This is a genomic window from Streptomyces canus (genome assembly GCF_001514145.1).
Classification (GTDB): domain Bacteria; phylum Actinomycetota; class Actinomycetes; order Streptomycetales; family Streptomycetaceae; genus Streptomyces; species Streptomyces canus.
Genome location: NZ_KQ948659.1, coordinates 351399 through 375916 on the forward strand (window position 1 = coordinate 351399; position 24518 = coordinate 375916).

The 24518-nt window shown below is 69.3% G+C and carries 21 protein-coding genes and 1 tRNA gene; 12 read left to right on the forward strand and 10 right to left on the reverse strand.

What is annotated here, in order from left to right; genetic code table 11:
• Positions 1–21 precede the first annotated feature (21 nt).
• Positions 22–1791 carry a glycoside hydrolase family 35 protein gene (locus AQJ46_RS15230; protein WP_059206088.1) on the reverse strand — a complete coding sequence of 590 codons (1770 nt, stop codon included), beginning with the start codon at positions 1789–1791 and terminating at the stop codon, positions 22–24.
• Positions 1792–1875: 84 nt separating this feature from the next.
• Here AQJ46_RS15230 and AQJ46_RS15235 point away from each other — a divergent pair, with 84 nt between their 5' ends.
• Positions 1876–2748: a helix-turn-helix domain-containing protein gene (locus AQJ46_RS15235; protein ID WP_059206089.1), complete on the forward strand. Its 873-nt coding sequence runs from the start codon at positions 1876–1878 to the stop codon at positions 2746–2748.
• A gap of 107 nt (positions 2749–2855) precedes the next feature.
• On the opposite strand, the gene AQJ46_RS15240 is transcribed toward AQJ46_RS15235, so the two are convergent.
• Both AQJ46_RS15240 and AQJ46_RS15245 read right to left on the reverse strand, forming a co-directional pair.
• Positions 2856–3653, reverse strand: a complete 798-nt coding sequence (locus tag AQJ46_RS15240; RefSeq protein ID WP_159064028.1) for a CAP domain-containing protein — start codon at positions 3651–3653, stop codon at positions 2856–2858.
• A gap of 424 nt (positions 3654–4077) precedes the next feature.
• Positions 4078–4665 carry a TetR/AcrR family transcriptional regulator gene (locus AQJ46_RS15245; RefSeq protein WP_059206091.1) on the reverse strand — a complete coding sequence of 196 codons (588 nt, stop codon included), beginning with the start codon at positions 4663–4665 and terminating at the stop codon, positions 4078–4080.
• A 132-nt stretch (positions 4666–4797) separates the two neighbouring features.
• On the opposite strand from AQJ46_RS15245, the gene AQJ46_RS15250 reads away from it, so the two are divergent.
• The 8 genes from AQJ46_RS15250 to AQJ46_RS15285 all read left to right on the forward strand — a co-directional run bounded on the left by AQJ46_RS15250 (position 4798) and on the right by AQJ46_RS15285 (position 14177).
• Positions 4798–5229, forward strand: coding sequence for a nuclear transport factor 2 family protein (locus AQJ46_RS15250; protein WP_059206092.1), 432 nt, complete (start codon positions 4798–4800; stop codon positions 5227–5229).
• Positions 5226–6068, forward strand: a complete 843-nt coding sequence (locus tag AQJ46_RS15255) for an NAD(P)H-binding protein (RefSeq protein ID WP_059206093.1) — start codon at positions 5226–5228, stop codon at positions 6066–6068. Before AQJ46_RS15250 ends, AQJ46_RS15255 begins: the two co-directional genes overlap by 4 nt.
• Before the next feature lie 378 nt (positions 6069–6446).
• Positions 6447–6797, forward strand: a complete 351-nt coding sequence (locus tag AQJ46_RS15260; RefSeq protein ID WP_059206094.1) for a chorismate mutase — start codon at positions 6447–6449, stop codon at positions 6795–6797.
• A gap of 138 nt (positions 6798–6935) precedes the next feature.
• Positions 6936–7487: a response regulator gene (locus AQJ46_RS15265; protein WP_059206095.1), complete on the forward strand. Its 552-nt coding sequence runs from the start codon at positions 6936–6938 to the stop codon at positions 7485–7487.
• A gap of 56 nt (positions 7488–7543) precedes the next feature.
• Positions 7544–10039, forward strand: coding sequence for an aminopeptidase N (gene pepN / locus AQJ46_RS15270; RefSeq protein ID WP_059206096.1), 2496 nt, complete (start codon positions 7544–7546; stop codon positions 10037–10039).
• A gap of 117 nt (positions 10040–10156) precedes the next feature.
• A complete protein-coding gene (locus AQJ46_RS15275; protein ID WP_059206097.1) occupies positions 10157–11560 on the forward strand; it encodes a pyridoxal phosphate-dependent decarboxylase family protein in 1404 nt (467 codons plus the stop codon).
• The gene (locus tag AQJ46_RS15280; protein WP_059206098.1) at positions 11557–12978 is read left to right on the forward strand and encodes a lysine N(6)-hydroxylase/L-ornithine N(5)-oxygenase family protein; all 1422 of its coding nucleotides are present in this window, start codon (positions 11557–11559) and stop codon (positions 12976–12978) included. The genes AQJ46_RS15275 and AQJ46_RS15280 overlap by 4 nt, the downstream gene beginning before the upstream one ends.
• A 50-nt stretch (positions 12979–13028) precedes the next feature.
• Positions 13029–14177 carry a GDSL-type esterase/lipase family protein gene (locus tag AQJ46_RS15285; protein ID WP_059206099.1) on the forward strand — a complete coding sequence of 383 codons (1149 nt, stop codon included), beginning with the start codon at positions 13029–13031 and terminating at the stop codon, positions 14175–14177.
• On the opposite strand, the gene AQJ46_RS15290 is transcribed toward AQJ46_RS15285, so the two are convergent.
• Entirely contained in the window at positions 14174–15973 is a 1800-nt protein-coding gene (locus tag AQJ46_RS15290) for a bifunctional metallophosphatase/5'-nucleotidase (protein WP_059206100.1), read from the reverse strand. The two genes, AQJ46_RS15285 and AQJ46_RS15290, sit on opposite strands and share 4 nt — an antisense overlap.
• A 127-nt stretch (positions 15974–16100) precedes the next feature.
• Here AQJ46_RS15290 and AQJ46_RS15295 point away from each other — a divergent pair, with 127 nt between their 5' ends.
• Both AQJ46_RS15295 and pyk read left to right on the forward strand, forming a co-directional pair.
• Entirely contained in the window at positions 16101–16796 is a 696-nt protein-coding gene (locus AQJ46_RS15295; RefSeq protein WP_059206101.1) for an SIMPL domain-containing protein, read from the forward strand.
• Between the two features lie 145 nt (positions 16797–16941).
• A complete protein-coding gene (gene pyk, locus AQJ46_RS15300) occupies positions 16942–18378 on the forward strand; it encodes a pyruvate kinase (RefSeq protein WP_059206102.1) in 1437 nt (478 codons plus the stop codon).
• Between the two features lie 6 nt (positions 18379–18384).
• Here the strand turns inward: pyk and AQJ46_RS15305 are convergent, their stop codons facing one another.
• Positions 18385–19131, reverse strand: a complete 747-nt coding sequence (locus AQJ46_RS15305) for a helix-turn-helix domain-containing protein (protein ID WP_059206103.1) — start codon at positions 19129–19131, stop codon at positions 18385–18387.
• Positions 19132–19236: 105 nt separating this feature from the next.
• Positions 19237–19311 (reverse strand) — tRNA-Leu (locus AQJ46_RS15310).
• Between the two features lie 101 nt (positions 19312–19412).
• Here AQJ46_RS15310 and AQJ46_RS15315 point away from each other — a divergent pair.
• Positions 19413–20069, forward strand: a complete 657-nt coding sequence (locus AQJ46_RS15315) for an ANTAR domain-containing response regulator (protein ID WP_031041938.1) — start codon at positions 19413–19415, stop codon at positions 20067–20069.
• Positions 20070–20142: 73 nt separating this feature from the next.
• Here AQJ46_RS15315 and AQJ46_RS15320 read toward each other — a convergent pair whose 3' ends face one another.
• Genes AQJ46_RS15320 through AQJ46_RS15335 form a run of 4 tightly spaced genes read right to left on the reverse strand, consistent with a single transcriptional unit; the run spans position 20143 to position 24423 of the window.
• Positions 20143–20859: an ABC transporter ATP-binding protein gene (locus AQJ46_RS15320; protein WP_057618431.1), complete on the reverse strand. Its 717-nt coding sequence runs from the start codon at positions 20857–20859 to the stop codon at positions 20143–20145.
• The gene (locus AQJ46_RS15325; RefSeq protein WP_059206104.1) at positions 20856–21713 is read right to left on the reverse strand and encodes an ABC transporter ATP-binding protein; all 858 of its coding nucleotides are present in this window, start codon (positions 21711–21713) and stop codon (positions 20856–20858) included. The genes AQJ46_RS15320 and AQJ46_RS15325 overlap by 4 nt, the downstream gene beginning before the upstream one ends.
• A 5-nt stretch (positions 21714–21718) precedes the next feature.
• Positions 21719–23488 (reverse strand): branched-chain amino acid ABC transporter permease, encoded by a 1770-nt coding sequence (locus tag AQJ46_RS15330; RefSeq protein ID WP_059206352.1) that lies wholly within the window; start codon positions 23486–23488, stop codon positions 21719–21721.
• Between the two features lie 5 nt (positions 23489–23493).
• Positions 23494–24423, reverse strand: a complete 930-nt coding sequence (locus AQJ46_RS15335) for a branched-chain amino acid ABC transporter permease (protein WP_057618429.1) — start codon at positions 24421–24423, stop codon at positions 23494–23496.
• Positions 24424–24518: the final 95 nt, after the last annotated feature.

Genomic DNA, 24518 nt, shown 5'->3' on the forward strand with positions numbered 1-24518 from the left:
CGCCCAGAACCCGACTCCACTCTACGAGGTCGTGAGCGGATTCTCGTGGGTCGGACCGGGCGCGCGGAGCCGGAGCACGGTCCCGTTCGCCGGTGCCTCCTCCAGCTCCAGCACCCACACCTCGTTGCCGCCCTCCCGCAGTACAGGACCGGGCACGTACAGCGTCCGCTGCGGGCCTGCCGACCAGTACCGGCCGAGGTTGAAGCCGTTGACCCACACGAAGCCCCGGGTCCAGCCCGGCAGCTCCAGCACCGCGTCCCCAGCCCCTCGCACGGACACCTCACCCCGGTACAGGCCCGGCGCGCCTCCTCCGGGGACCTCCCGGAAGCCGATCCCGGTCACGGAGTCCAGCGCGTCCAGCCGCAGCCCCCGCGCCCGCACCCCGTGCAGGAACTGCCGCTCGTGCAGCAGCCCCCCGGTGATCCCCTTGCCCTCCCCGCTCCGGGGCCCGTAGTTGACCCGCCCCAGCGACTCCACCCACAGCTCCACGCGCGCGTACCCCGCGACCGGCTCCTTGAGCTGGACGTCCTCCTCGGTGAGCACCCCCGCCCGCTCCCCGTCGACGTACACCACGGCCAGATCCCGCAGCCCCCGCGCGGTCAGCGGATACGGTTGCCGCGGCCCCGGCACGGTCACCTCGTACCGTACGAGCCCACGATCGACGTCCAGCTCCTCGAAGGCCGGCGGGACGGGGCCCTCGTGAGGCGGTCCGCCGCGCTCCTCCAGTACGGCGGACAGGGCGGCCCATTCGGACAGGTTCACGTCACCACCCGCCTCCAGCACCCCGGGCGCGGGCGGCAGGTCGGCCACCGGACCGTACTGTGCCAGCACCTCACGGAAGCGCCAGAACTTCTCCGTCGGCCTGCCGTACTCGTCGATCGGCGCGTCGTAGTCGTACGACGTCACGTCCGGCTCCAGCGGACCGTCGTGCAGCGCGCCCCCGCCCCGGTTGGCGCCCGCCCAGCCGGCGAAGTTCGTGCCCCCGTGCGCCATGTAGAGGTTCACCGAGGCGCCGCACTCCAGAATCTCCCGCAGCGCCGCGGCCGCGTCCCCGGCGTCCCGTACGACGTGCTCGCCGCCCCAGTGCTCGAACCAGCCGCACCAGAACTCCATGCACATCAGCGGGCCGTCCGGGCGGTACCGGCGCAGCGTCTCGAAGGCCGTCCGCGCGTCGGAGCCGAAGTTGACCGTGGCCAGGACACCGGGAATCGAGCCGCCGGTGAGCATGTGGTCCTCGGGGCCGTCCGAGGTGAACAGCGGCACCGTGACGCCCTGCGCGCGCAGCAGCTCGGTCAGCCGCAGCAGATACACGGCGTCCGAGCCGTAGCTGCCGTACTCGTTCTCCGCCTGGACCATGATCACCGGGCCGCCGCGGTCGATCTGCCGCTCCACGACCTGGGGCAGCAGCCGCCGGAACCAGCGCTCCACCTGCCCCAGGTACCCCTCGTCGCTCGTGCGCGCGTGACCCTTCAGCCAGTGCGGCAGACCGCCGTTCTCCCACTCCGCGCAGATGTAGGGACCCGGGCGGACGATCGCCCACAGCCCCGCCTCCCCGGCCGCGTCCAGGAAACGGCCCAGCGCCTCCACGTCCCGGACGTCACCCGGGTGCGGCTCGTGCAGGTTCCACGGCACGTACGTCTCCACGCAGTTGAGACCCATCGCCCGCAGCATCGCCAGCCGGTGCCCCCACTGGGCTTCGTGCACACGGAAGTAGTGCAGCGCGCCGGACAGCAGCCGCACCGGCCGTCCGTCCAGCAGGAAATCGGTTTCACCCACCGTGAACTCGCTCATAGGCTCCACCCTCACCACTGGCGGCGGCCAGGTCCATGGACAAAGATCGTCGCTGCTTGGACCGAAGCGCAGGCAAGGAGCGCGATGTACCACACGTGGATGCGGTTCCTCACGCCCAGCCCCGTCCATCAGCGCCTGGGCCTGGTCTGCCTCGGGGTCGGACTCCAGTACGGCCCGCTGCCCACCGTCGGTCCCCGCACCCTCGACAGCCACGTCGCCGTCGTCATCAGCACCGGCACCGGGTGGTACGAGACGCCCGACGGCCGGCGCAGGACCGTCACCGCGCCCGCGCTGCTGTGGCTCACACCCGGAGTCCCGCACCACTACGCGCCCGACCCGGGGGCCGGCTGGGACGAGGGCTTCGTCGGCTTCACCGGGCCCGCCACCGCCACGTACACCGAACTGGGTTACATCGAGCCCGACCGCCCTGTCGTGGCCCTGTCCGACGCCACCGGACCGCGTGCGGTGATCGCCCGCATCGCACGGGCCGCCCGCCGCGACAATCCCCTCCTGGAGGTGGAGACCGGCGCCGCCGTCCACGAACTCCTCGTCGCCCTGCGCCGCGCCCGCGCCGACCTCGCCCCCGACGGCGACCCGGTCCTCAAGGCCCTCGCCCGCGACGCCTTCAAACCGATGTCGGTCGCCGACCACGCCGCCCGGCACGGCATGACCCTCGCCGAACTGCGCACCGCCGTCCGCCGGGGCGCCGGCTGCAGCCCCAAGGACTACCTCCTCGGCATCCGCCTGGGCCGCGCCAAGGAACTCCTCGCCGCCACCGAACTCCCCGTCGCCTCGATCGCCCGCCGCGTCGGCTACGACGACCCCGCCTACTTCTCCCGCCTGTTCACCCGCCGCGTCGGCATGGCCCCGGTCCGCTTCCGCGCCCAGGAGAGCCGAACCGTCCCGGGCGGCTGGAGCAACCAGGTGCCGGATCCGGACGATCCGCCGCGGATCTGACGGCGTTGGGTCGGTCGTGAGGGATGGGGAGATGTCCGACGCTGCGTGGACGGTGATCGAGGGCTCGCTGCCGGCCTGATCCGCCGGACAGGCCCTGGCGTTCGCGGCTACGAGGTCGCGCCGAAGTCCTGGGTCCAGTAGTAGCCCGGCTGGGCCAGGCCGATGCCGATCTCCTTGAAGGCGCAGTTGAGGATGTTCGCCTTGTGGCCGGGGCTGTTCATCCAGCCGTCCATGACGCTCTCGGGTGAGCTGTAGCCGTAGGCGACGTTCTCGCCCGCCGTCCTGAACGCGTAGCCCACGCGGGCGAGCCGGTCGCCCATGGAGGAGCCGTCGGAACCGGTGTGGGACATGTTCTGGTGGTCGGCCATGTCTTGGCTGTGGTCCTGGGCGGCCTTGGTGAGCTTGGCGTTCTCGGTCAGCGGCGAGCAACCGGCCTTCGCGCGCTCGGCGTTGACGAGAGTGAGCACCTGGTGCGTGGGCCCCGGGTCCGCGCTGTCGGCGGCGGTGGTGGGTGGGCTGCTGAAGCCCGTGGCCTTGGGGAAGCTCGACGGCGTCGCGGACGAGTCGGCGACCGGTGTGGCGGTCGGGGTGCCGGACGCCTTGGGAGACGTGCTCGGGGAGGGGCTGGCGGAGGCGCTCGGGGTGCCGGTCGGGGTGGCCTTGGCGGAGGTCGGCGACGCCAGTGCGGTCGCGGATGCGAAAGCCGACGACGACGGCTTCGGGGTGGCTACCGGATCCGACTTCTCACCCCAGCCCCACCAGCTGAACGAGACGATGTCCCAGACGCCCGGCCCATTGCCGCTCGCCTGGGCTGCCACAGGGACGGCCACGGCGCCCACCGTCACCACGGCGGCTACGACACCGGCTGTCTTGCGGCGCTTCGGTTTCTGGCGATGTCGGGCCATGGGTGACCTCATTCAGATAGTCCGGTGTTCGATGGCAAACGTCAGTGCAAAGGGGTTCCCCTCCTGCGGCCCGTCGACGAGCCCGGTCATTATGTGGACCGCCGAGCGCGCCGGGCAACGAACGCCCCTGTGGCGGCAGGGCTCACGCTCCGTGACACCCCGATCCGCGAATCCGGATCTCTTCACATCTCCTTGCGCACCCGCACACACGTGTGACCAGGCGGAGTGCGGCTTTTCGCAACCGCGATCACGGCGCCGAGCGATCGGCCGAATTTCCCGGTCCAGGTGACAGCATCCCGATTCGGCCCGGAGAGCCGCGCTTACCACTTATCGACAACGGGCCAATCGCCGCCATCGCCAACAATTCGGGCGTGACGCACATCACTGCAACCTGACAGCGCCCGGCGGCGACCAGAAGGCAGCTCTACACAACAGGACCGTTCAGGACTCTCGCGGTGAAGGTGGCCAGGTGGGCGCGGAGCGTTTCCCGGGGTACGCCCTCGTGCCCGGCGAGGTGTTCGACGAGGTCGGCGCGGGTGGCGGCGAGGAGGGCGTGGGCGGTGAAGGCGGGATCCGGGAGGCCGGGGATCTGGCGCAGCGTGGATTCCAGCAGGGCGTGCCAGTGCCCGTAGTGCTCCGCCCGGTACGGGCTGTCGCTCCCCGTGTCCTCCAGGGCCAGGACGAGATGGCGGTTGTCGAGCTTGAAGCACAGGAGGGTGTCGAGCAGGGCGAACACCCGCTCCGGCGCGGGAGTGCCGGGCCCGAGCGGCGGCGGGCCCGATTCCACCGCGTCCCGCACCGGTTCGAGCCGTGCCTCGTACAGCGCGCGGATCAGCCCCGTGCGGTCGCCGAAGGCCCGGAAGAGCGACGCCTTGCCGACCCCGGCCGCGGTCGCGACGTCGGCCATCGTGACGGCTTCCCCGCTCCCGTCGTCGGCGAAGAGCGTGTCGGCGGCCGCGAGGAGGGCCGCCCGGTTCCGGACGGCGTCCTTGCGTGGTGTGCGCTCGGTCATGGGGCGCGGCTCCCTCTGCCCGGAAAGCGGACCTCGGGTCCGTATCTTACGAAGCGGACCCCGGGTCCGTATCGTTCCGGGCAGCTGAAACGGACCTCGGGTCCGTATCGTACGACGGGACGGAGATCCCCCATGCCCGCGAACGCCACCTCACCGGCGGACCTGTACCGCCACAGCCTGCGTCTGCTGCTGGACAAGGACATCGCCGCCTGGGTCGACCTGTGGGCCGAGGGCGGCACCATGGAGTTCCCCTTCGCCCCGCCGGGCCGACCCCGGCGACTGGAGGGCAGGCAGGCCGTCGCCGCGTACATGCGCCCCTACCCCGACCACATCGACCTGCACGACTTCCCCGAGGTACGGATCCACGAGACCACCGACCCGGAGACGATCGTGGTGGAGATGCGCGGTGTGGGCCGCGTGGTCGCGACGGACGGCCCCTTCGAGATGGCCTACATCGCCGTGGTGACCGTACGGGACGGGCTCATCGTCTCCTACCGGGACTACTGGGACCCGCTGGCCGCCCTCGCGCTCGACGGCCCGGGCTTCGGGGAGAGCGACCGATGACCGGCACCACCCTGGTCACAGGCGCCACCGGCACCACCGGCAGCCGTGTCACCGCACAGCTCACCACCGTCGGTCACCGGGTCAGGGCCGCGAGCCGCCGCGGCACCCCCGTCCCGCAGGCGGAGCCGGTCCGCTTCGACTGGTACGACCCCGCCACCCACGCAGACGCCCTCGCCGGAGTCGACCGCGTCTACCTCGTACCGCCCGTGGGCGACCCGGACCCGGCGGCGGTCATGCTCCCCTTCCTCCGGCGGGCCCGCGCGACCGGCGTCGGCCGCGCGGTGCTGCTCAGTTCGTCGGCCGTCCCCGAGGGCGGCCCGGCCGTGGGGGTGGTCCACCAGGCGCTGCCGGACCTCTTCGACGCATGGGCGGTCCTACGGCCGTCCTGGTTCATGCAGAACTTCACGGGCACGCACATGCATGCGCTCGGCATCCGCGACACCGGCACCATCCATACGGCGGCAGGGAAGGGCCGGGTCGGCTTCGTCGACGCCGAGGACATCGCCGCCGTCGCCGTGCGCGCCCTGACCGACGTACGCTCCCCCGACTCCGACCTGGTCCTCACCGGGCCGCAGGCACTCAGCCACGACGACATCGCCACGATGGTCGGCGAGGCCACGGGCCACCCGGTCGTCCACCGCCACCTGACCCACGAGCAGCAGTGCGACCGCCTCGCGCCGCTGGTGGGCCGGGAGTTCGCCGAGCTGCTGGCCGACATGGACCGCGCCATCGCCGAGGGCGCCGAGGACCGCACGACCGACGTGGTCCGGCACGTCACCGGGCGACCACCGCACGACTTCCGCACGGTGGTCGCGCGGGAGTTGACGGACCTGGGCTGAAGTCCGGTCAGAACACGCCCTTGTGCCCCTGCCACCCGGTCGCGATCTTCGAACGGGCCCCGAACGACCCCTTGTTACCGGTGTTGCGTCACACAGCGCCCGAGGTGGGACTGCGCGTGCTCCAGGTGCCGGGCGCGTGGGTTCGGTGGGGGCCGTACAGGCTCAGCCGGTGACGGAGCGGGCTCTGCCGAGCGCGGCCGTGATCGCCTGGCTCCCCATCCCTCACGACCGACCCAGCGATCAGATGATCGGAAAGGCACTGCCCAGGGCCGATCCCGCGGTCCCCGTTCCAGCCAATCAGCCCGCGAGCCGACCCTGCCCCCGATCCGGCCGATCCGACGAGGAACCTGCCGCCCCGCCCCCGTAGGGTTGTCGCTCATGACCACCAGCAACACCGGATCCGGTGACGTCGACCCCGCCGTCCGCGAGGAGCTCGCCCGGCTGCGGGACAGCATCGACAACATCGACGCGGCCGTCGTCCACATGCTCGCCGAGCGCTTCAAGGCCACCCAGCAGGTCGGCCACCTCAAGGCCCGCCACCAGCTGCCGCCCGCCGACCCGGCCCGCGAGGCCCGCCAGATCGAGCGGCTGCGCACCCTCGCCGAGAACGCCAAACTCGACCCGGCCTTCGCTGAGAAGTTCCTGAATTTCATCATCGCCGAGGTGATCAGACACCACGAGCGCATCGCCGAGGACACCGTGAACGGCTCCACCCCGCTGGCCAATTGACCTCGACCGACGCCCCGGGGAGGTGACACGGCGCCCCGCACGCGGCATGCTGCGCTGTGCACTCCTTGTCAGCCCGCGAGCACTCCGCGTCAGGAAGCGGGCGTAGGCTGGCTGTCCGCGAGGGAGGGACGTCGAGCCATGCCTTCGGATGCCAAGATCCTCATCGTCGACGACCACGAGGACACCCTCTACGCCCTGGAGAGTGCCCTCGCCCCGCTGGGCTACCGGCTCGGCCGCGCCACCAGCGGGGACGAGGCACTCAAGCAGGTCCTCCGGGGCCAGGTCGGCCTCCTGCTCCTCGACGTGCGGATGCCCGGCGTCAGCGGCCTCGACGTGGTCCGCTACATGCGACGCCTGGAGCAGACCCAGCACATCCCCGTCATCCTGCTCACCGGCTTCGGCGCCGACCACGAACTGACCTCCACCGCCTTCGGCCTCGGCGTCGCCGACCTCGTGATGAAACCCATCGACCCCTGGGCCCTGCGCACCAAGGTCCGCTACCTCTTCGACGCCCACCGGCGCCACCTCGCCCTCGAACACGAGGTGCGGGAGCTACGCGCTCTCGTCAAGGGCCACGGCGAGAACGAGGAGAGCGCCGCCCGCAGACCCCTGCCCCACCCGGACGCCCGCGTACCGGTACAGCGCGGACAAGGGGCGCACACCGGGGAGCTCGAACAGGACCGGACATAAGGCGTGTACCGATCCGCCTCTGTGAGTTGCCCGTGCCATCAGGCAGCATGTCCTGCATGTCCGTACTGACGCGCGACGAAGCGCAGACCCGTGCCAAGCTCCTCGACGTTCACCGTTACACCATCGCGCTCGACCTCACCACCGGCGACGAGACCTTCGAGTCCCGGACCGTCGTCCGGTTCACGGCGCGCGCCGCAGCGGACACCTTTGTCGAGCTCAAGCCGGCCGAACTGCGGGAGGCCACCCTCGACGGCCGCCCCCTCGACCCGGAAACCCTCGAGGACGACCGGCTGCCCCTCAAGGGCCTGACCGCCGGCGAGCACGAACTGCGCATCGACGCCGTCATGCGGTACTCCCGCACCGGCGAGGGCATGCACCGCTTCACCGACCCCACCGACGGCGAGACCTACGTCTACACCCAGCTGTTCATGGACGACGTCCAGCGCGTCTTCGCCGCCTTCGACCAACCCGACCTCAAGGCCGTCTTCGACCTGTCCGTGAAGGCCCCCGAGGACTGGACCGTCCTCGCCAACGGCATCACCACCGACCTCGGCGAGGGCCTCTGGCAGGCCGCCCCCACGCCCCTGATCTCCACCTACCTCGTCGCCGTCGCCGCCGGCCCCTGGCACTCCGTGCGCACCGAACACCGCGGCCTGCCCTTCGGCATCCACTGCCGCCGTTCCCTCGCGCCCCACCTCGACCCCGACGCCGACGAACTCTTCGAGATCACCCGGCAGTGCTACGACCGCTACCACGAGAAGTTCGAGGAGCCCTACCCCTTCGACTCCTACGACCAGGCGTTCGTCCCCGAGTTCAACGCCGGCGCGATGGAGAACCCCGGCCTCGTCACCTTCCGCGACGAATTCGTCTACCGCTCCGCCGTCACCGACACCGAACGCCAGACCCGCGCCATGGTCATCGCCCACGAAATGGCCCACATGTGGTTCGGCGACCTCGTCACCCTGCGCTGGTGGGACGACATCTGGCTGAACGAGTCCTTCGCCGAGTACATGGGCTACCAGACCCTCACCGAAGCCACCCGCTTCACCGACACCTGGGTCGACTTCGGCGTCATGCGCAAGGGCTGGGGCTACGACGCCGACCAGCGCCCCTCCACCCACCCCGTGGCCCCCGAGGCAGTCGACGACACCGCCTCGGCCCTCCTCAACTTCGACGGCATCTCCTACGCCAAGGGCGCCTCCGCACTCCGGCAACTGGTGACCTGGCTCGGCGAGAAGGACTTCCTCGCCGGCATCAACACCCACTTCGCCCGCCACAAGTTCGCCAACGCCACCCTCGCCGACTTCATCGACTCCCTCGCCTCCGCCACCGAACGCGACGTCCACGCCTGGGCCGACGCCTGGCTGCGCACCACCGGCGTCGACACCCTCAGGCCGACCGTCACCCGCGCCGAGGAAGGCACGTACACCCTCCAGGTCGAGCACAAGGGCAGCCGCCCGCACCGCATCGCCGTCGGCCTCTACGACCAGGACGTCGCCGACGAGGGCCGCCACCTCGTCCTGCGCGAACGCCTCGACCTCGACGTCCCCCAGACCGACTCCCAGGGACCGCTGCCCATCGGCAAGCGCCCCACCCTCCTGCTGCTCAACGACGGCGACCTCACCTACGCCAAGGTCCGCTTCGACAACGAGTCCTTCAAAGCGGTCACTGAGAGCCTCTCCGGCCTGCCCTCGCCGCTGACCCGCGCGGTCGTCTGGAACGCCCTCAGGGACGCCGTCCGCGACGGCGAACTCCCGCCCACCGCCTACCTGGACGCGGCCCGCGCCCACCTCCCGCACGAGACCGACCTGGCCCTCGTCCAGGGTGTCCTCGCCTTCGCCTCCACCTACGTCGCCGACCGCTACGCCACCCCCGAACAGCGCCCCGCCGCCCTCGCCACCCTCTCCTCCCTGTGCCGCGACCTCATCCGCCGCACCGAGGACGGCGACAACCCCGGCCTGCGCCTGATCGCCGTCCGCCACTGCATCAACGTCACCTCCCAGCCCGACACCATCGCCGCCTGGCTCGCCGACGGCACCGTCCCCGGCGGCCCCGAACTCGACCCCGAACTGCGCTGGCGCGTCCTCGCCCGCCTCGCCGTCCTCGGCGCCACCGACGAGACCGCGATCGCCGCCGAACTGGAACGCGACCCCTCGGCCACCGGTCAGGAAGGCGCCGCCCGCTGCCGCGCCGCCCTCCCCACAGAAGAGGCCAAAGCACAGGCATGGGAGGCGATGTTCACCCGCGACGACCTCTCCAACTACCTGTTCACCGCCACCGCCCAGGGCTTCTGGCAGCCCGAACAGACCGAACTCGTACGGCAGTACGTGCCCCGTTACTACGAGGACGCCGTCGCCCTCGCCGCCCGCCGGGGCCCCGCGATCGCCGACGCCGCCGGCCGCTGGGCGTTCCCCGACCACGCCATCGACGAGGACAACCAGACCCTCGGCCAGGCCTGCCTGCGCGACGCCGACCCCATCCCCGCCCTGCGCCGCAAGCTGATCGACCAACTCGACGACCTGGGACGGGCGTTGCGCGTGCGGCAGATGTAGAGCGGGTTTTCCCCGTACGGGAGTACCCCCTTTCGGGTCAGGATCGTTGAACTCTCCGGGCGCGCGCACGCGGGCCGCGTCCAAGCTGGAAGCCCCCAGCGCCCCCGGAGGTCGACGATGAACACGCCGCCCCTGGCCTCGGGCCCCGAAGGCCCGTCCTCGCTGCGCCCGCTGCTCCGCACGGTCCTGGAGGCGCTGGGGGAGGGAGCGCGTGCGCGCGGGGGCCCACTCCCGGCGGGCGGGCCGGGGGCGGTCGCGTCACGGGTGCGCGATGCGGTGGGAGACGTACTGCCCGACGAGGGCGATCCGGATGCTCTACGGCACCTGGTACGAGCCCTGGCGGAAGGCTCCGCGGACCCGGCGGACCCCTTCTGCGCGGCCCACCTCCACTGCCCACCCCTGGCGGTGGCCGCAGCGGCAGACCTGGCCGTGAGCGTTTTGAATCCGTCGATGGACTCGTGGGACCAGGCCCCGGCAGCGTCAGAGCTCGAGGCCCAGCTGACACGAGCACTGGCAAACGAGGTCTACCGGGAGGTACCCAGGGGCGCGGGGAACTGCGCGACAAGCCCCCACCGGCCGGCAGCCGACAACGATGCCCTGGTAACAACCGGCGGCACCGAATCCAACCAACTCGCTCTGCTACTGGCCCGCGAGATCCAAGGCCCAGGCGTCCGACTCGTATGCGGATCCAACGCCCACCACTCGCTCCCACGCGCGGCCTGGCTGCTAGGAATGCCCCACCCCGTCACCATCCCCACCCTCGACCCCGCAACTCTGGAGACCGCCCTCACCACTCTCCAGGGCCCCCTCCTCGTCGCTGCCACCGCAGGCACCACAGACACCGGACAAATCGACCCGCTGCCCGAGATCGCACACCTGTGCGCAAGACACCGCGCCCGCCTGCACATCGACGCGGCATACGGCGGCGGTCTCCTCTTCAGCACCCGGCACCGAGACAAGCTCACCGGCATCGACACCGCCGACACCGTCACCCTCGACCTGCACAAACTCGGCTGGCAGCCGGTGGCCGCAGGACTCCTCGCCGTCCGCAACGGCAACGACCTCACCGCCCTCCACCAGCGCGCCGACTACCTCAACGCCGACGACGACACCGAGGCCGGCCTCCCCGACCTCCTCGGCCGCTCCCTGCGCACCACCCGCCGCCCCGACATCCTCAAGATCGCCGTCACCCTGAAAACCCTGGGACGCACAGGACTCGGCGCCCTGGTCGACCAAGTCTGCGAGCAAGCACGGGAGTTCGCGCAGCTCGTCCACGACCACCCCGGCTTCGAACTCCACGAACCCCCCACCATCAGCACGGTCCTGTTCCGACCCGCGAGCGCCACCGACGACGCCGTAGCCGCCGTACGCCGAAAACTCCTCACCGACGGCCGTGCCGTCCTCGGCCGAGCCCGCGCAGCGAACCGGCTCTGGCTCAAGGTCACCCTCCTCAACCCCACCACCCGGCCGGCCGACCTCGCCGGACTCCTGCAACTCGTGGAAGGAACCACCCCCCGATGAACCCCCACCCCCCACACCACGAGCCCGACGCACCCCGCGACCTCGTCGGCATCGGCATCGGACCCTTCAACCTCTCCCTCGCCGCCCTCGCCCAGCCCCTCACCGCACTCGACGCCGTCTTCTACGAACAGCGCCCCGCCTTCGGCTGGCACCCCGGACTGCTCATCGACGGCGCCACCATCCAAGTCCCCTTCCTCGCCGATCTGGTGACCCTCGCCGACCCCACCAGCCACTGGAGCTTCCTCAACTACCTCAAGACCCGCGAGCGCCTCTTCCCCTTCTACTTCGCCGAGCGCTTCCACATCCAGCGCGCCGAATACGACGCCTACTGCCGCTGGGTCGCCGAGAACCTCCCCGGCCTCCACTTCCACCACCAGGTCGACGCCGTCCGCTTCAACCCCGAACGCGACGTCTTCGAAGTCGACTTCACCCAGCTCGACACCGACGGCGAAGCCGAAGCACTGGGCCGGACGTACACGAAGAACATCGTCCTCGGCATCGGCACCGAACCCCACGTACCCGAACCCCTCAAACCCCTCGTCGAGACCCCCGGCGTGCCCGTCGTCCACGCCACCGACTACCTCGCCCACCGCCAGACCCTCCTCGCCGCCGACCACATCACCGTCGTCGGCTCGGGACAGTCCGGCGCCGAGGTCTTCCTCGACCTGCTCCGCAACCGCCCCACCGGTCACGAGGGCCTCCACTGGCTCGGCCGCACCGAGGCCTTCGCACCGATGGAGTACTCCAAACTCGGCCTCGAACACTTCACCCCCGACTACACCCGCTACTTCCACGCCCTCTCGGAAAGCGTCCGCGACCGGCTCGGCACCACCCAGTGGCAGCTCCACCGCGGCATCGACGCCGACACCATCGCCGCCATCCACGACGAGCTCTACCGCCGCACCCTGCACGGCGGCTGGCCCGACACCGTCCTCACCCCCGGCGTCCACGTCCGCACCGCGGGCAGAATCGCCACGACGAAGATCGAACTCCACCTGGAGCACATCCAGCAGGGCACCCGCTCCCGCCTCACCACCGACGCCGTCGTCCTCGCCACCGGCCACCGCGAACGCCCCCTCGACCGCATCCTCGCCGGACTCGACCCCTACCTGCGCCGCGACAGCCGCGAACGCCCCCGCGTCGACGAACACTTCCGCCTCGACCTCGACCCCTCGGTCACCGGCGCCGACTGCCACGTCTACGTCCAGAACGCCGAACGCCACACCCACGGTGTCGGCACCCCCGACCTAGGACTCGCCGCCTGGCGCAGCGCCACCATCCTCAACACCGTCACCGGCAAGGACGCCTACCCCCTCCCCACCCGCACGGCCTTCACCACCTTCGGCCTCGAACACCGGCCCCAGATCCCACCCGCCCGGCAGGCCCCCACCCTCACCCCCCTGCTCGAGGGACGGTAAAAAACCGGCGGCGGCGGAAGAACCCGGACGCCGGCCCGGTTGGCTCCGACATGACGACCACCTGGACCGCCGCCCACCGTGCCGCCGCCATCAACCCCCGCGAAAACCTCGCCCTCTTCGAGTCCCGCGGCTTCACCGACCAGACCGTCCGCCAGTCCCTGCGCCTGGCCGGCGGCGGCGAGGCCGTCCGCATCCACCTGACCAACCGCTACGGCACCACACCCCTGGACATCGGCGGCGCCCACCTCGCCCTGCGCACCAAAGGCAGCGGCATCGACCCCGGCAGCGACACCCCGCTCCGCTTCTCCGGCGCCCCCACCGTCACCATCCCCGCCGGCGAGGAGACGATCAGCGACCCCGTCGAACTCCCCGTGAGCGCGGGCGAGGAACTCACCCTCAGCCTCTACCTGCCGGGCGACACCGGACCGACCACCTTCACCGCCATGCCCTACGACACCGGACACGCCGTCCCCGGCAACCAACTGTCCGCCGCCGTACTGGAAGACCCCGAGGAGTTCGCCACCGGCCACCTCCTCGCCGGCGCAGACGTCCTCGCCCCGGCCGGCACCCGCATCGCCGTCGCCTTCGGAGACTCCTGGATCGAAGGCGCCGCCACCACCCCCGGCACCGACAACAGCTTCCCCGGACAGCTCAACCGCCGCCTGAAACACGGCTGGACCGTCAACGCCGGCATCTCCGGCAACCGGCTCCTCACCGACGAGATCGGCGAACACCTCCTCGCCCGCATCGACCACGACGTCCTCGCCGCCCCCGGCGTCAGCCACGTCATCATCCACATCGGGCTCAACGACCTCGGCCTGCCCGGCCACTTCGCCCACCCGGAACCCGCCGAAGGCCCCACCGCGGCCGAGTTCAAGGCCGGCCTCACCACCCTCGCCGACCGCCTCCACACCGCCGGACTCACCGCCATCGGCTCCACGATCGGCCCCTACAAGGGCACCGTCCACGACGGCTACGACACCCCGCGCGGCCAGGCCGTACGCGCCGAGGTCAACGCCTGGCTGCTCCGCGGCGACCACCCCTTCGACGGCATCCTGGACGTGGCCGCCGCCGTCGCGGACCCGGACCAACCCGACCGGATCCGCGACGAGTTCAACGCCGGCGACGGCCTCCACGTCAACGACGCCGGCGCCAAAGCCATCGCCGACGCCGTGGACCTCACCCTGCTGGACCTCTAGAACACAGGCGTTCCGTCGCGCGTGAGCCTCCAGTCCACCGACGCGAAGTCCTTCGGGTCCAGCACGCCCTTCGCGGTCACCCACTCCGCGATCCGCGTGCGAATCTCCGTCGACTCCGACCACACCTCGGTGGCGGAGGCCACGTGCGGGAACGCGCCGCCACCGTTCGCCCGGTAGTTGTTCACCGCGAACACGAACTTCTGGGCATCGTCCAGCGCGGCACCGTTGTAGGTCAGGTTCTTGATCCGCGAACCCGCCGCCTGCGCGATGTCGATGTCGTACGACAGCCCCGACACGTAGTCGTAGTTGTAGTCCGGACGGTTGTTCGCGTTCGTCAGCTTCTCCACGTCGACCACCGCACCCGCCGCCGTCTGCACGAAGTACTCCGCCGAGTACTCCAGGTACGCCCTGAGCTGCGCACCCGTCAGCAGCTTCGCCACCAGCGTGTTGTCGTACACGTACAGGCTGGACAGATCCCGGATCGTCACCTTGCCCGCCGGGATCTCCGAGGTCCGCGAGAACGGCGACGCCTGCGCGATCACGGGCAGCGAGGCGTATTCCGTGCCCGTCAGCGCCGCCCTGACCACGTCCTCCTGGACCTTCGTGATCAGGTCGATGATCGGAGCGTCCTTGTACCGCGCCTCCACTGTCGTCAGCGTCTGCGTCGCCGTACCGACGACCTGGTTGACGTACTTCACGACCACGTCATGGTCGGCCTTCAACAGCTTGGTGATCTTCGGGTCGTCCGCGACCGAGTTCGAGTTGAGCACCTTCGACGACACCGACTCGACCGCCCAACGGCCCTTCGCGAAAACCAGCTCGATGTCGAACAGCGACAACCGCTCCGCATACGCCAACGGCTCCGACAACACGACCGTCTTCCCGGTCTTCGTGTTGGTGACCTTCAGCTCCGGAATCTCCACATGCGCATGCCCGACCAGAATCGCGTCGATCCCCGGCACCTGCTGCGCCACCAACGCCGCCGAGTTCTCCACGTACGGCAACTGGTCACCATACGACGACGTCCCCGACGAACCCGAATGCGCCGACACCACCACCACGTCCGCACCCATCGACCGCAGCTTCGGCACCCACTTCGCCGCCTGCTCCTCAAGCCCCGGGAACGTCAACTTGCCCTGCACATAGGCCTTGTCCCAGATCGCGATGCCCGGATTGGTCAGACCCAGCACCGCGACCTTCACCGGCGGCGCGCCCTTCACATGAAACTTCTTGATGAAGTACGGCGGAAAAGCGGGCCTCTGCGTCTTCGCGTCCAGCGCGTTCGCACCCAGCAGCGGGAAGTCGCACTGCTCCTCGAACTTCCGCAGCGTCTCGATGCCGTAGTTGAACTCGTGATTGCCCAGCGCCACGGCGTCGTACCCGATGGCGTTCATGGCCGCGGCCATCGGGTGGACAGGACCACCCTTGGCCGTGATCGGGTCGACCTTCGCGTAGTAGTACGTCAGCGGCGTCCCCTGGATCGTGTCGCCCGCGTCGAGCAACAGCGTGTTGCAGCGGCCCTTCTCCGCACGCACCTGGTTCACCAGCGTCGAGATCCGGGACAGCCCCTGCGCGTTGCCCGCCGAGTCCTTGTACTCCGCGTCCTTGAAGTAGTCCCAGTTGAAGACATGACCGTGCAGATCGGTCGTGCCCATCACCGTCAGGGAGTACCGCACCTCGTGACCCTTCTTCGCCTCCGCGGCCTGGGCCGCCGGAGCGCCCACGGCACCCGCCAGCGCGACACCCGCACCGGTCACGGCGGACTTCTCCAGGAACTTCCTGCGGTTCAAGGGCATGTCTTGATCTCCTCGGGGAACGGTCAACAACGCGCGTAGATTCTGACCCGGTCATGCCCAACGGCAACAGGCCTCGCAGGTTTCGATCTGATGACCCCACCCGTGAAAACTGACAGAGTGGGGCGTTATGGCCACCGACTCCGTCCCCTACGGCACCCCCGACGCCCCCCGCATCGCCGTCCGCGGCGAGGCCCACCTCGAAGTCGACCCCGAGATAGCCCGCATCGGCGTCACCGTCGCTGCCCGCGGCAAGGACCGCCGCACCGCCCTCGACGACCTCACCCGCCGCAACACGAGCGTCCTGGACCTGCTGAAGTCCTACGGCGACGCAGTCGAACGCCTCGAAACCGGCTCCTTCTCGGTCACCCCGGAACTCAAGGAACACGGCCGCGGCGAACGCGTCCACGCCTACCACGGCCGCGTCCACATCACGGCGGAGCTGACCGACTTCACCGCACTGGGTGAACTCACCACCAGGTTGGCCGACCTGGAGTTGACGAGCGTCGACGGCCCTTGGTGGGCCCTGCGCCGGGACTCACCCGCCCACCGGGAAGCCCGGCAGCAGGCGGTACGAGAAGCGGTCCAACGGGCGCGGGAGTACGCGGAAGCGCTGGGCACATCGCTGGCGGCCCTCGTCGAACTCGCCGACATCGGCGCCGAGGACCCCGAGCCGCGGTTCGTCGGCAAAGCGAGCCGCGCACGCTCCATGGCCTACGAGGCCGCGGCGGACACCTCAGCCGCCCCCCTCGACCTCGAACCCCAACGCCAACACGTCCATGCCCAGGTCAACGCACGCTTCACCATGGCACCACCGAGGCTGTGAGCGGCCGCTGCGATGTGCAAACGAAATGCTCATCAGAGCGGGATGGTGCACACTTCAACGCTTGTCAACAGCCCTTCACTCAAAGGTTGTTGAGTGGACATGCCTCCCCAATTCCCTACCCGCCGGTAAGGTCTAGGGTCGAAACATGCGCCGAGCAAAGATCGTCTGCACCCTGGGCCCCGCCACCCACTCGTACGACCAGATCAAAGCCCTGGTCGACGCCGGAATGGACGTAGCCCGCTTCAACCTCAGCCACGGCAGCTACGCCGAACACGAGGAGCGCTACCACCACGTCCGTAAGGCCGCCGACGAGACCGGCCGCAGCGTTGGCCTCCTCGCCGACCTTCAAGGCCCGAAGATCCGCCTCGGCCACTTCATCGAAGGACCGGTACTTCTTGAACGCGGCGACACCTTCACCATCACGGTGGAGGAGGGCGCGGAAGGGGACCAGCGGTCCTGCGGGACGACGTACGGCGGACTCGCCGAGGATGTTGCCGTGGGTGAGCGCATCCTCGTCGACGACGGCAAGGTCTGCCTCGAGGTCACGTCGGTGGAGGGCCCCCGGGTCCACACGAGGGTGGTCGAGGGCGGCATGGTGTCGGACCACAAAGGCCTGAACCTCCCGGGCGTCGCAGTCTCGGTCCCGGCGCTTTCGAAGAAGGACGAGGAGGACCTCCGCTGGGCCCTGCGCATGGGCTTCGACGTGATCGCGCTGTCCTTTGTGAGGAGTGGCCGCGACATCGTGGGCGTCCACCGGATCATGGACGAGTCGGGGCGCCGGCTGCCGGTGATCGCCAAGGTGGAGAAGCCGCAGGCCGTCGAGGCGATCGACGACATCGTCGCGGCCTTCGACGGCATCATGGTGGCCCGGGGTGACCTGGGCGTGGAGATGCCGCTGGAGCAGGTGCCGATCGTGCAGAAGCGGGCGATCAAACTGGCCAAGCGGAACGCCAAGCCGGTGATCGTGGCAACGCAGATGCTGGACTCGATGATCGAGAATTCGCGCCCGACGAGGGCGGAGGCCTCTGACGTGGCGAACGCGGTGATCGACGGCACGGATGCGGTGATGCTGTCGGGGGAGACGAGCGTCGGCAAGTACGCGGTCGAGACGGTCCGGACGATGGCGAAGATCGTGGAGGCGGCGGAGGAGGACATCCTTGCGAAGGGGCTGCCGCCGCTGACAGAAAGCAACAAGCCGCGGACGCAGGGCGGGGCGGTCGCCCGGGCTGCGGCGGAGATGGGCGACTTCCTGGGCGCGAAGTTCCTGGTCGCGTTCACGCAGAGTGGCGACACGGTGAAGCGGTTGTCCCGGTACCGCTCCCCGATCCCGCTGCTGGCCTTCACCCCGGAGCCGGCGACTCGGTCTCAGCTGAGTCTGACGTGGGGCGTGGAGACGTTCCTCGGCCCGCATGTCGACTCCACGGACGCGATGGTGGACCAGGTGGACGAACTGCTGCTGCGGTACGGCCGCTGCGAGAAGGGCGACGTGGTCGTGATCACGGCCGGCTCCCCGCCCGGGGTGTCCGGCTCGACGAACCTGGTCCGGGTGCACCACGTCGGCGAGGACGACAGTCCCAAGTAGTCGTGGTCAGTGTTTGGGGCCTACGTGGGTGTCCATGAGGGCGACTGAGGCTTTGCGGGCGATCGAGACGTTGCGAGTGTTCGCCAACTTCCAGTCGACACCCACCTGGTCAAGGGAGTCGGTGAAGAGCCGGATGATGTCCCCCGACAAGTTGGTGAAGAAGTACCGCGGGTACTCATAGCGCTTGTGCTCACCGGCGACGAGGCGAGTCGTCCAATTGGTGATGCGGCACCCGTCGGAATGGATGAGGCCACGGATGAACTCCCAGGGGTGCGTGTCGACGATCTCCTGCTGCCAGGGTTCGAGGGCGATGACGCGCTCGTGCTTCTTTCCGGGGCCATGCTGGGGGAAGAGATTTGGCCAGTGGCGCGAGTAGCTGGTCACCATCCTGTAACCCTCTCTTTGGACGGCGTAGACCCCAATCCCCGGGCGAACTTGGGTGATGGCTTCACGGCACTCCTGGATGAGGCCGGGCCAGGCGTCGGCGCAAGCGATGCGGAGGTAGTAGCCGGCGCTGCGCCGGTGTGCACTGATGCAGCCGTCGCCCAGGTAGAGGCCCAGCAGGTACGCATAGGCCTGGTCATCGGCAGGCGGTCCTGGGTCCGGTGGTGCCATGCGAGGCAAGGGCTCAACGCGTTCTTGCCAGGACCGGATTGCAGCGCGGGAGATGCCCGTTTGGCGACTGACCGAATTCAGGCTGCGCCCCTGCGCAACCAGCGCGAGAGCTCGCTTGCGTGTGCTGACGTCGTACATGCGGCCACTCTGTGCGAGTGATCGCGAAGGCGCGCAGCAAAAAGCGGATGTTCACGAGAACGTGGACATCCGCTTCTAATGGTGACCTTCGAATCAAAGGAAAAGTGCCCCGGGTCGGACTCGAACCGACACTGTATGGGTTTTGAATCCATTGCCTGCTGCCAATTGGGCTACCGGGGCCCAGTGAATCGAAGGTTTACCCCGACCCGCTGCCCGTCCACCATACCGCAGCTAGGTACGCTCTTGTCAGCAGTACCCCCGCCCCTGAACGAGGAGCCCCCGTGACCGCCCCCGAGTCGCCCCAGCCCGTAGACGCGCCCGACGACGACAAGTCGCACGTGCCTCCGCTGACGACCCGTGTCGTCATTGCCGAGGACGAGGCCCTGATCCGGCTCGACCTCAAAGAGATGCTGGAGGAAGAGGGCTACAGCGTCGTAGGAGAGGCCGGTGACGGTGAGCAGGCCGTCGAGCTCGCCCGTGAGCACAAGCCGGACCTCGTCATCCTCGATGTGAAGATGCCCAAGCTGGACGGGATCTCCGCGGCCGAGAAGATCGCCGAGGAGCGGATCGCCCCGGTGCTGATGCTCACCGCGTTCTCGCAGCGGGACCTGGTGGAGCGGGCGAGGGACGCCGGTGCCATGGCGTATCTCGTGAAGCCCTTCAGTAAGAGTGATGTCGTGCCGGCGATCGAGATGGCTGTCTCGCGGTTCACGGAGCTCAGGGAGCTGGAGAACGAGGTCGCGGACCTGACCCTGCGCCTGGAGACCCGCAAGCTGGTCGATCGGGCGAAGTCGATTCTTCAGACGTCGTACGGGCTGACGGAGCCCGCCGCGTTCCGGTGGATCCAGAAGACCTCGATGGACCGGCGCATGTCGATGCAGCAGGTCGCGGAGGCCGTGATTCAGGACGCGGACGAGAAGAAGGCCAACAAGGGCTGAGTTCGACGGCCGGACAAGACAAGGGCCCGCGTCCCCAGCAGGGGGCGCGGGCCCTTGTCGTACGGGCAGAGAGTCAGTCTTCGCCGAGGTATGCCTTGCGGACCGATTCGTCGTGGAGGAGGTCTTGTCCGGTGCCGGACAAGACGATGTTGCCGACTTCCATGACGTGTCCCTGGTCGGCGAGCGAGAGTGCCGCCTGGGCGTTCTGCTCGACGAGGAGGATCGTCGTGCCCTGGGACTTCAGCTCGACGATGGTCGACATGATCTTCTGCATCATGATCGGGGAGAGGCCCATGGAGGGCTCGTCGAGCATCAGCAGCTTGGGCTGGGACATGAGCGCGCGGCCCATGGCCAGCATCTGCTGTTCGCCGCCGGAGAGGGTGCCTGCCGCCTGGTTGCGGCGTTCGCCGAGGATCGGGAAGAGCTCGTAGGTGCGCTGTACGTCCTTCTCGATGCCCTCCTTGTCCTTGCGGAGGAACGCTCCGAGTTGGAGGTTCTCGAAGATCGTCAGGCGGGGGAAGATGTGCCGGCCTTCGGGGGAGTGGGCGAGTCCGAAGGAGACGATCTTGTGGGCGGGGATGCCGCTGAGGGGCTTGCCGTCGAAGAGGATCTTGCCGGCTGTGGGCTTCAGCAGTCCCGAGAGCGTGCGCAGTGTGGTGGTCTTGCCGGCGCCGTTGGTGCCGATGAGGGTGACGACCTGGCCGGCTTCGACGCTGAAGGAGATGCCTTTGACGGCTTCGATCTTGCCGTAGGAGACCCGGAGGTCCTCGACTTCGAGGAGTGCGGTCACTGGGCTTCTCCCTTGGTGCCGGTGGTGCTCTGCGCTTCGGCCGCGTCGACCTCGGCGGCTTCCGCCGCGCCGGGGTCGCCGTCGAAGGGTTCGCCGAGGTAGGCGGCGATGACGCGTTCGTCGGCCTGGACGACGTCGGAGGTGCCTTCGACGAGTTTTTCGCCCTGGACGAGGACGGCGACGCGGTCGGAGAGGTTGAAGACGAAGCGCATGTCGTGCTCGATGAGGAGGACGGCGATGCCCTTGTCGCGGATGGCGAAGACCAACTCTTCGGTGGCGCGCGTCTCTTGGGGGTTCATGCCGGCGGTGGGCTCGTCGAGGAGGAGCAGGCCGGGCTCGGAGGCGAGGGCGCGTGCGATCTCAAGCTTGCGCTGTTCGCCGTAGGGGAGGTTGCGGGCGAGGTGGTCGCGCTTGGCTTCCAGGCCGATGAACTCAAGGAGTTCTATGGCCCGTTCCTCGCTGGCCTTCTCCGCCTTCTTGAAGCCGGGGCCGCGCAGCAGTGCCGACCAGAGGCCTTCCTTGGTTCGCGTGTGGCGGCCGACGAGGACGTTCTCGAGGACCGTCATGTTGGCGAACAGGCGGATGTTCTGGAAGGTGCGGGCGATGCCGGCCTGGGTCACCAGGTGGGGCTTGGGCGGCAGGACGGTGCCCTTGTAGGAGACCGTGCCTTCCGTGGGGACGTACAGGCCGGTGAGGCAGTTGAAGAAGGTGGTCTTGCCGGCGCCGTTGGGGCCGATGAGGCCGACGATCTCGCCGGAGTTGACGGTGAAGTCGACCGAGCGGACGGCGGTGAGGCCGCCGAAGCGCATGGTGACGTTGCGGGCTTCGAGTACAGGTGTCGGCTGTGTTGTCATCGTGCTTATGCCCCCGCCTTGGTGACGGCGGCCGGTTGGCCGGACAGTGTCGTTTGTTCTGGTATGTCGAGTTGGCCGGTCTCGTGGAATTCGAGTTGGTTGCGGCGGTTGGCGATGATGCCTTCGGGGCGGAAGCGCATCAGCAGGATGAGGGCGATGCCGAAGGCGAGGAGCGACTTGTCCTGGAGGAAGACGAGCTTCTCCGGGAGCAGGTAGAGCAGGGCGGCGCCGAGGATGGGTCCGGCGACGGTGCCCATGCCGCCGAGGACGACCGCGGCGAGCAGGAAGGCGGAGTTCGGGGGCGTGGAGCCGGCGAACTGGTACGGCGTCGGGACGACGCTGTAGGTGACGTGGGCGCTGACGGTGCCGGCGAGGCCGGCGAGGGTGGCGCCGAGGGCGAAGGCGATGAGTTTGACGCGGAAGCCGTTGATGCCCATGGCGGTGGCGGCGGTTTCGTCTTCGCGGATGGCGATCCAGGAGCGGCCGATGCGGGAGTCGGCGGCGCGGGTGTAGACCAGGACCACGATGGCCATGATCAGCACCATGAGGAGGTAGTAGTTGGCGAAGCGGCCGAGGGTGAAGCCGCCGACGTCGTGGGCTTCACCGAGGTTGAACCCGAGGAGTTTGAGGTCCGGGATGGCCGGGATGCCGTTGGGTCCGTTGGTGAGGTCCGGGCCGGAGTCGCCGTCCATGTTGTTGACGGCGATGCGGAAGATCTCTCCGAAGCCGAGGGTGACGATGGCGAGGTAGTCGCCGCGCAGTCGCAGGGTGGGGGCGCCGATGAGGACGCCGAACACGAGTGATGCGGCGGCGCCGGTGAGGGCGGCGGCCCAGAAGGGGAAGTGGACGCCGGAGAAGCGGGAGAACTCGGAGCCGGAGACGAGGGCGGCGGTGTAGGCGCCGACGCCGAGGAAGGCGACGTATCCGAGGTCGAGGAGGCCCGCGAGGCCGACGACGATGTTGAGGCCCAGGGCGACCGTCCCGAAGATCAGGATGTTGACGCCGATGTTGGCGTAGTGGTCGTTGGTCTGGGTGAAGGGGAACGCGATCGCGGCGGCGAAGCCCATGGCGAGCGTGAAGCTGCGGTTGCGGGCGACGATCCGGGAGAAGCGGTCGTTGAGGCCTGCGGTGTGCAGGGCCCAGACGGCGAAGACGACGACGATGAGGTAGCCGACGAAGAGTTCGCCGTACTCGGTGTCGATGCCGTAGGTGAAGACGGCGAGTCCGACGATCGTGACGATGGTGATGATCGCGCGCTCGAGCCAGGGGCTGAGGGGCTGGGCGGGGGGGATGCCGTCGGGCTTGGCGAGGTACGCCTTGACGTTCTCCTTGGCGCTCGCGGTGCGAGGCTCGGGGAGGGCGAAGGCGCCGATGACCGGCAGGAGGGAGGCGATGGCCGCGACCCAGCCGCCCGGTTCGAGGTTGGCGAGTCCGCCGAGTTCGGCGGCGATCGAGACGATCGTGTACCAGGTGACGCCGAAGCCGCCGAGGGCGGTGAGCACCAGGGGTGCGTTGTTGCGGGCGGGTATGAGGCCGCGCAGGGGTCGGATGTCGTACGCCGCGAGGGCGAACAGGGTGGTGAGGATGCCGGCGATGAAGGTCAGCCACTGGAGGCCGCCGGGGTAGCCGCTGATGGTGAGGTCGCCGGGGAACTCGCTGGTCCAGGTCCAGGCGAGGAAGGCGGAGGCGGCGGTGGCGATGCCTCCGGCGAGGAGGAGCGCGCGGGCCGCGGCGAGGGGCAGCGGGATCAGGCCGCGAGTGGTGGTGTCGGTCATCGTGATCACGCCCTGTCCGCTACGCGTTCGCCGAGCAGGCCTTGTGGCCTGACGAGGAGGACGATGATGAGCAGGCAGAAGGCCCAGACGTCCTTCCAGGAGCCGCCGCCGAAGAGGTGCATGCCGGGGATGTCGTCGATGTAGGCGGAGGCGAGGGTTTCGGCGACGCCGAGGACCAGGCCGCCGAGCATGGCTCCGTAGATGTTGCCGATGCCGCCGAGGACGGCTGCGGTGAAGGCCTTGAGGCCCATCAGGAAGCCCATGCGGTAGTCGATGCTGCCGTACTTGAGGCCGTAGGCGACGGCGGCGACGGCGGCGAAGAACCCGCCGATGGCGAAGGCGATCACGATGATGCGGTTGGTGTCGATGCCCATGAGCTGTGCGGTGTCCGGGTCCTGGGCGGTGGCCTGCATGGCGCGGCCGGTGCGGGACTTGCGGACAAAGAACGCGAGGGCGGACATGCAGACGATGGCGGCGACCACGAGGAAGATGTCGGCGTCCTTGATGGTGACGGAGCCTATGTCGTGGGTGCCGTCGAGGCCGGGGAAGGCGACGGCGCGGTCGGCGCGGGGGTAGAAGTTGCGGACGACTTCCTGGAGGGCCAGGGAGAGACCGATCGCGGTGATGAGCGGTGCGAGCCGTGGGGCTCCGCGCAGGGGCCGGTAGGCGAACCGTTCCGCTCCGACGGCGATGAGGATGGCGACTATTCCGCCGCCTATCAGCATCAGGGGGACGGCGAGGGCCATAGAGGTGCCGTCGGGCAAGAGGTAGAAGTAGACCGTGAAGGCGCCGAAGGCGCCGGTCATGAAGATCTCGCCGTGCGCGAAGTTGATGAGCTGGACGATGCCGTACACCATCGTGTAGCCGATGGCGATCAGCCCGTACATCGAGCCCAGAAGCAGCCCGTTGGCCAGCTGCTGCGGCAGGGTGTTCACCGCGTGGCCTCCATTGTCGCTGGTGGTCGTGTGCACATATCGCGTGCTGGGGTGGGGTGTGGCAAGGGCCGCGCGGTCGGGGTCCCCTCCCGCGC

Bases quoted from the DNA above. Each gene is read 5' to 3' on its own strand.
- AQJ46_RS15275 (WP_059206097.1), top strand. From the start codon at position 10,157: ATGAACACGCCGCCCCTGGCCTCGGGCCCCGAAGGCCCGTCCTCGCTG.
- AQJ46_RS15325 (WP_059206104.1), bottom strand. From the start codon at position 21,713: ATGACAACACAGCCGACACCTGTACTCGAAGCCCGCAACGTCACCATG.
- AQJ46_RS15255 (WP_059206093.1), top strand. From the start codon at position 5,226: ATGACCGGCACCACCCTGGTCACAGGCGCCACCGGCACCACCGGCAGC.
- AQJ46_RS15330 (WP_059206352.1), bottom strand. From the start codon at position 23,488: ATGACCGACACCACCACTCGCGGCCTGATCCCGCTGCCCCTCGCCGCG.
- AQJ46_RS15250 (WP_059206092.1), top strand. From the start codon at position 4,798: ATGCCCGCGAACGCCACCTCACCGGCGGACCTGTACCGCCACAGCCTG.
- AQJ46_RS15305 (WP_059206103.1), bottom strand. From the start codon at position 19,131: ATGTACGACGTCAGCACACGCAAGCGAGCTCTCGCGCTGGTTGCGCAG.
- AQJ46_RS15230 (WP_059206088.1), bottom strand. From the start codon at position 1,791: ATGAGCGAGTTCACGGTGGGTGAAACCGATTTCCTGCTGGACGGACGG.
- AQJ46_RS15235 (WP_059206089.1), top strand. From the start codon at position 1,876: ATGTACCACACGTGGATGCGGTTCCTCACGCCCAGCCCCGTCCATCAG.
- AQJ46_RS15280 (WP_059206098.1), top strand. From the start codon at position 11,557: ATGAACCCCCACCCCCCACACCACGAGCCCGACGCACCCCGCGACCTC.
- AQJ46_RS15245 (WP_059206091.1), bottom strand. From the start codon at position 4,665: ATGACCGAGCGCACACCACGCAAGGACGCCGTCCGGAACCGGGCGGCC.
- AQJ46_RS15295 (WP_059206101.1), top strand. From the start codon at position 16,101: ATGGCCACCGACTCCGTCCCCTACGGCACCCCCGACGCCCCCCGCATC.
- AQJ46_RS15290 (WP_059206100.1), bottom strand. From the start codon at position 15,973: ATGCCCTTGAACCGCAGGAAGTTCCTGGAGAAGTCCGCCGTGACCGGT.
- pyk (WP_059206102.1), top strand. From the start codon at position 16,942: ATGCGCCGAGCAAAGATCGTCTGCACCCTGGGCCCCGCCACCCACTCG.
- AQJ46_RS15265 (WP_059206095.1), top strand. From the start codon at position 6,936: ATGCCTTCGGATGCCAAGATCCTCATCGTCGACGACCACGAGGACACC.
- AQJ46_RS15285 (WP_059206099.1), top strand. From the start codon at position 13,029: ATGACGACCACCTGGACCGCCGCCCACCGTGCCGCCGCCATCAACCCC.
- AQJ46_RS15240 (WP_159064028.1), bottom strand. From the start codon at position 3,653: ATGGCCCGACATCGCCAGAAACCGAAGCGCCGCAAGACAGCCGGTGTC.
- AQJ46_RS15260 (WP_059206094.1), top strand. From the start codon at position 6,447: ATGACCACCAGCAACACCGGATCCGGTGACGTCGACCCCGCCGTCCGC.
- pepN (WP_059206096.1), top strand. From the start codon at position 7,544: ATGTCCGTACTGACGCGCGACGAAGCGCAGACCCGTGCCAAGCTCCTC.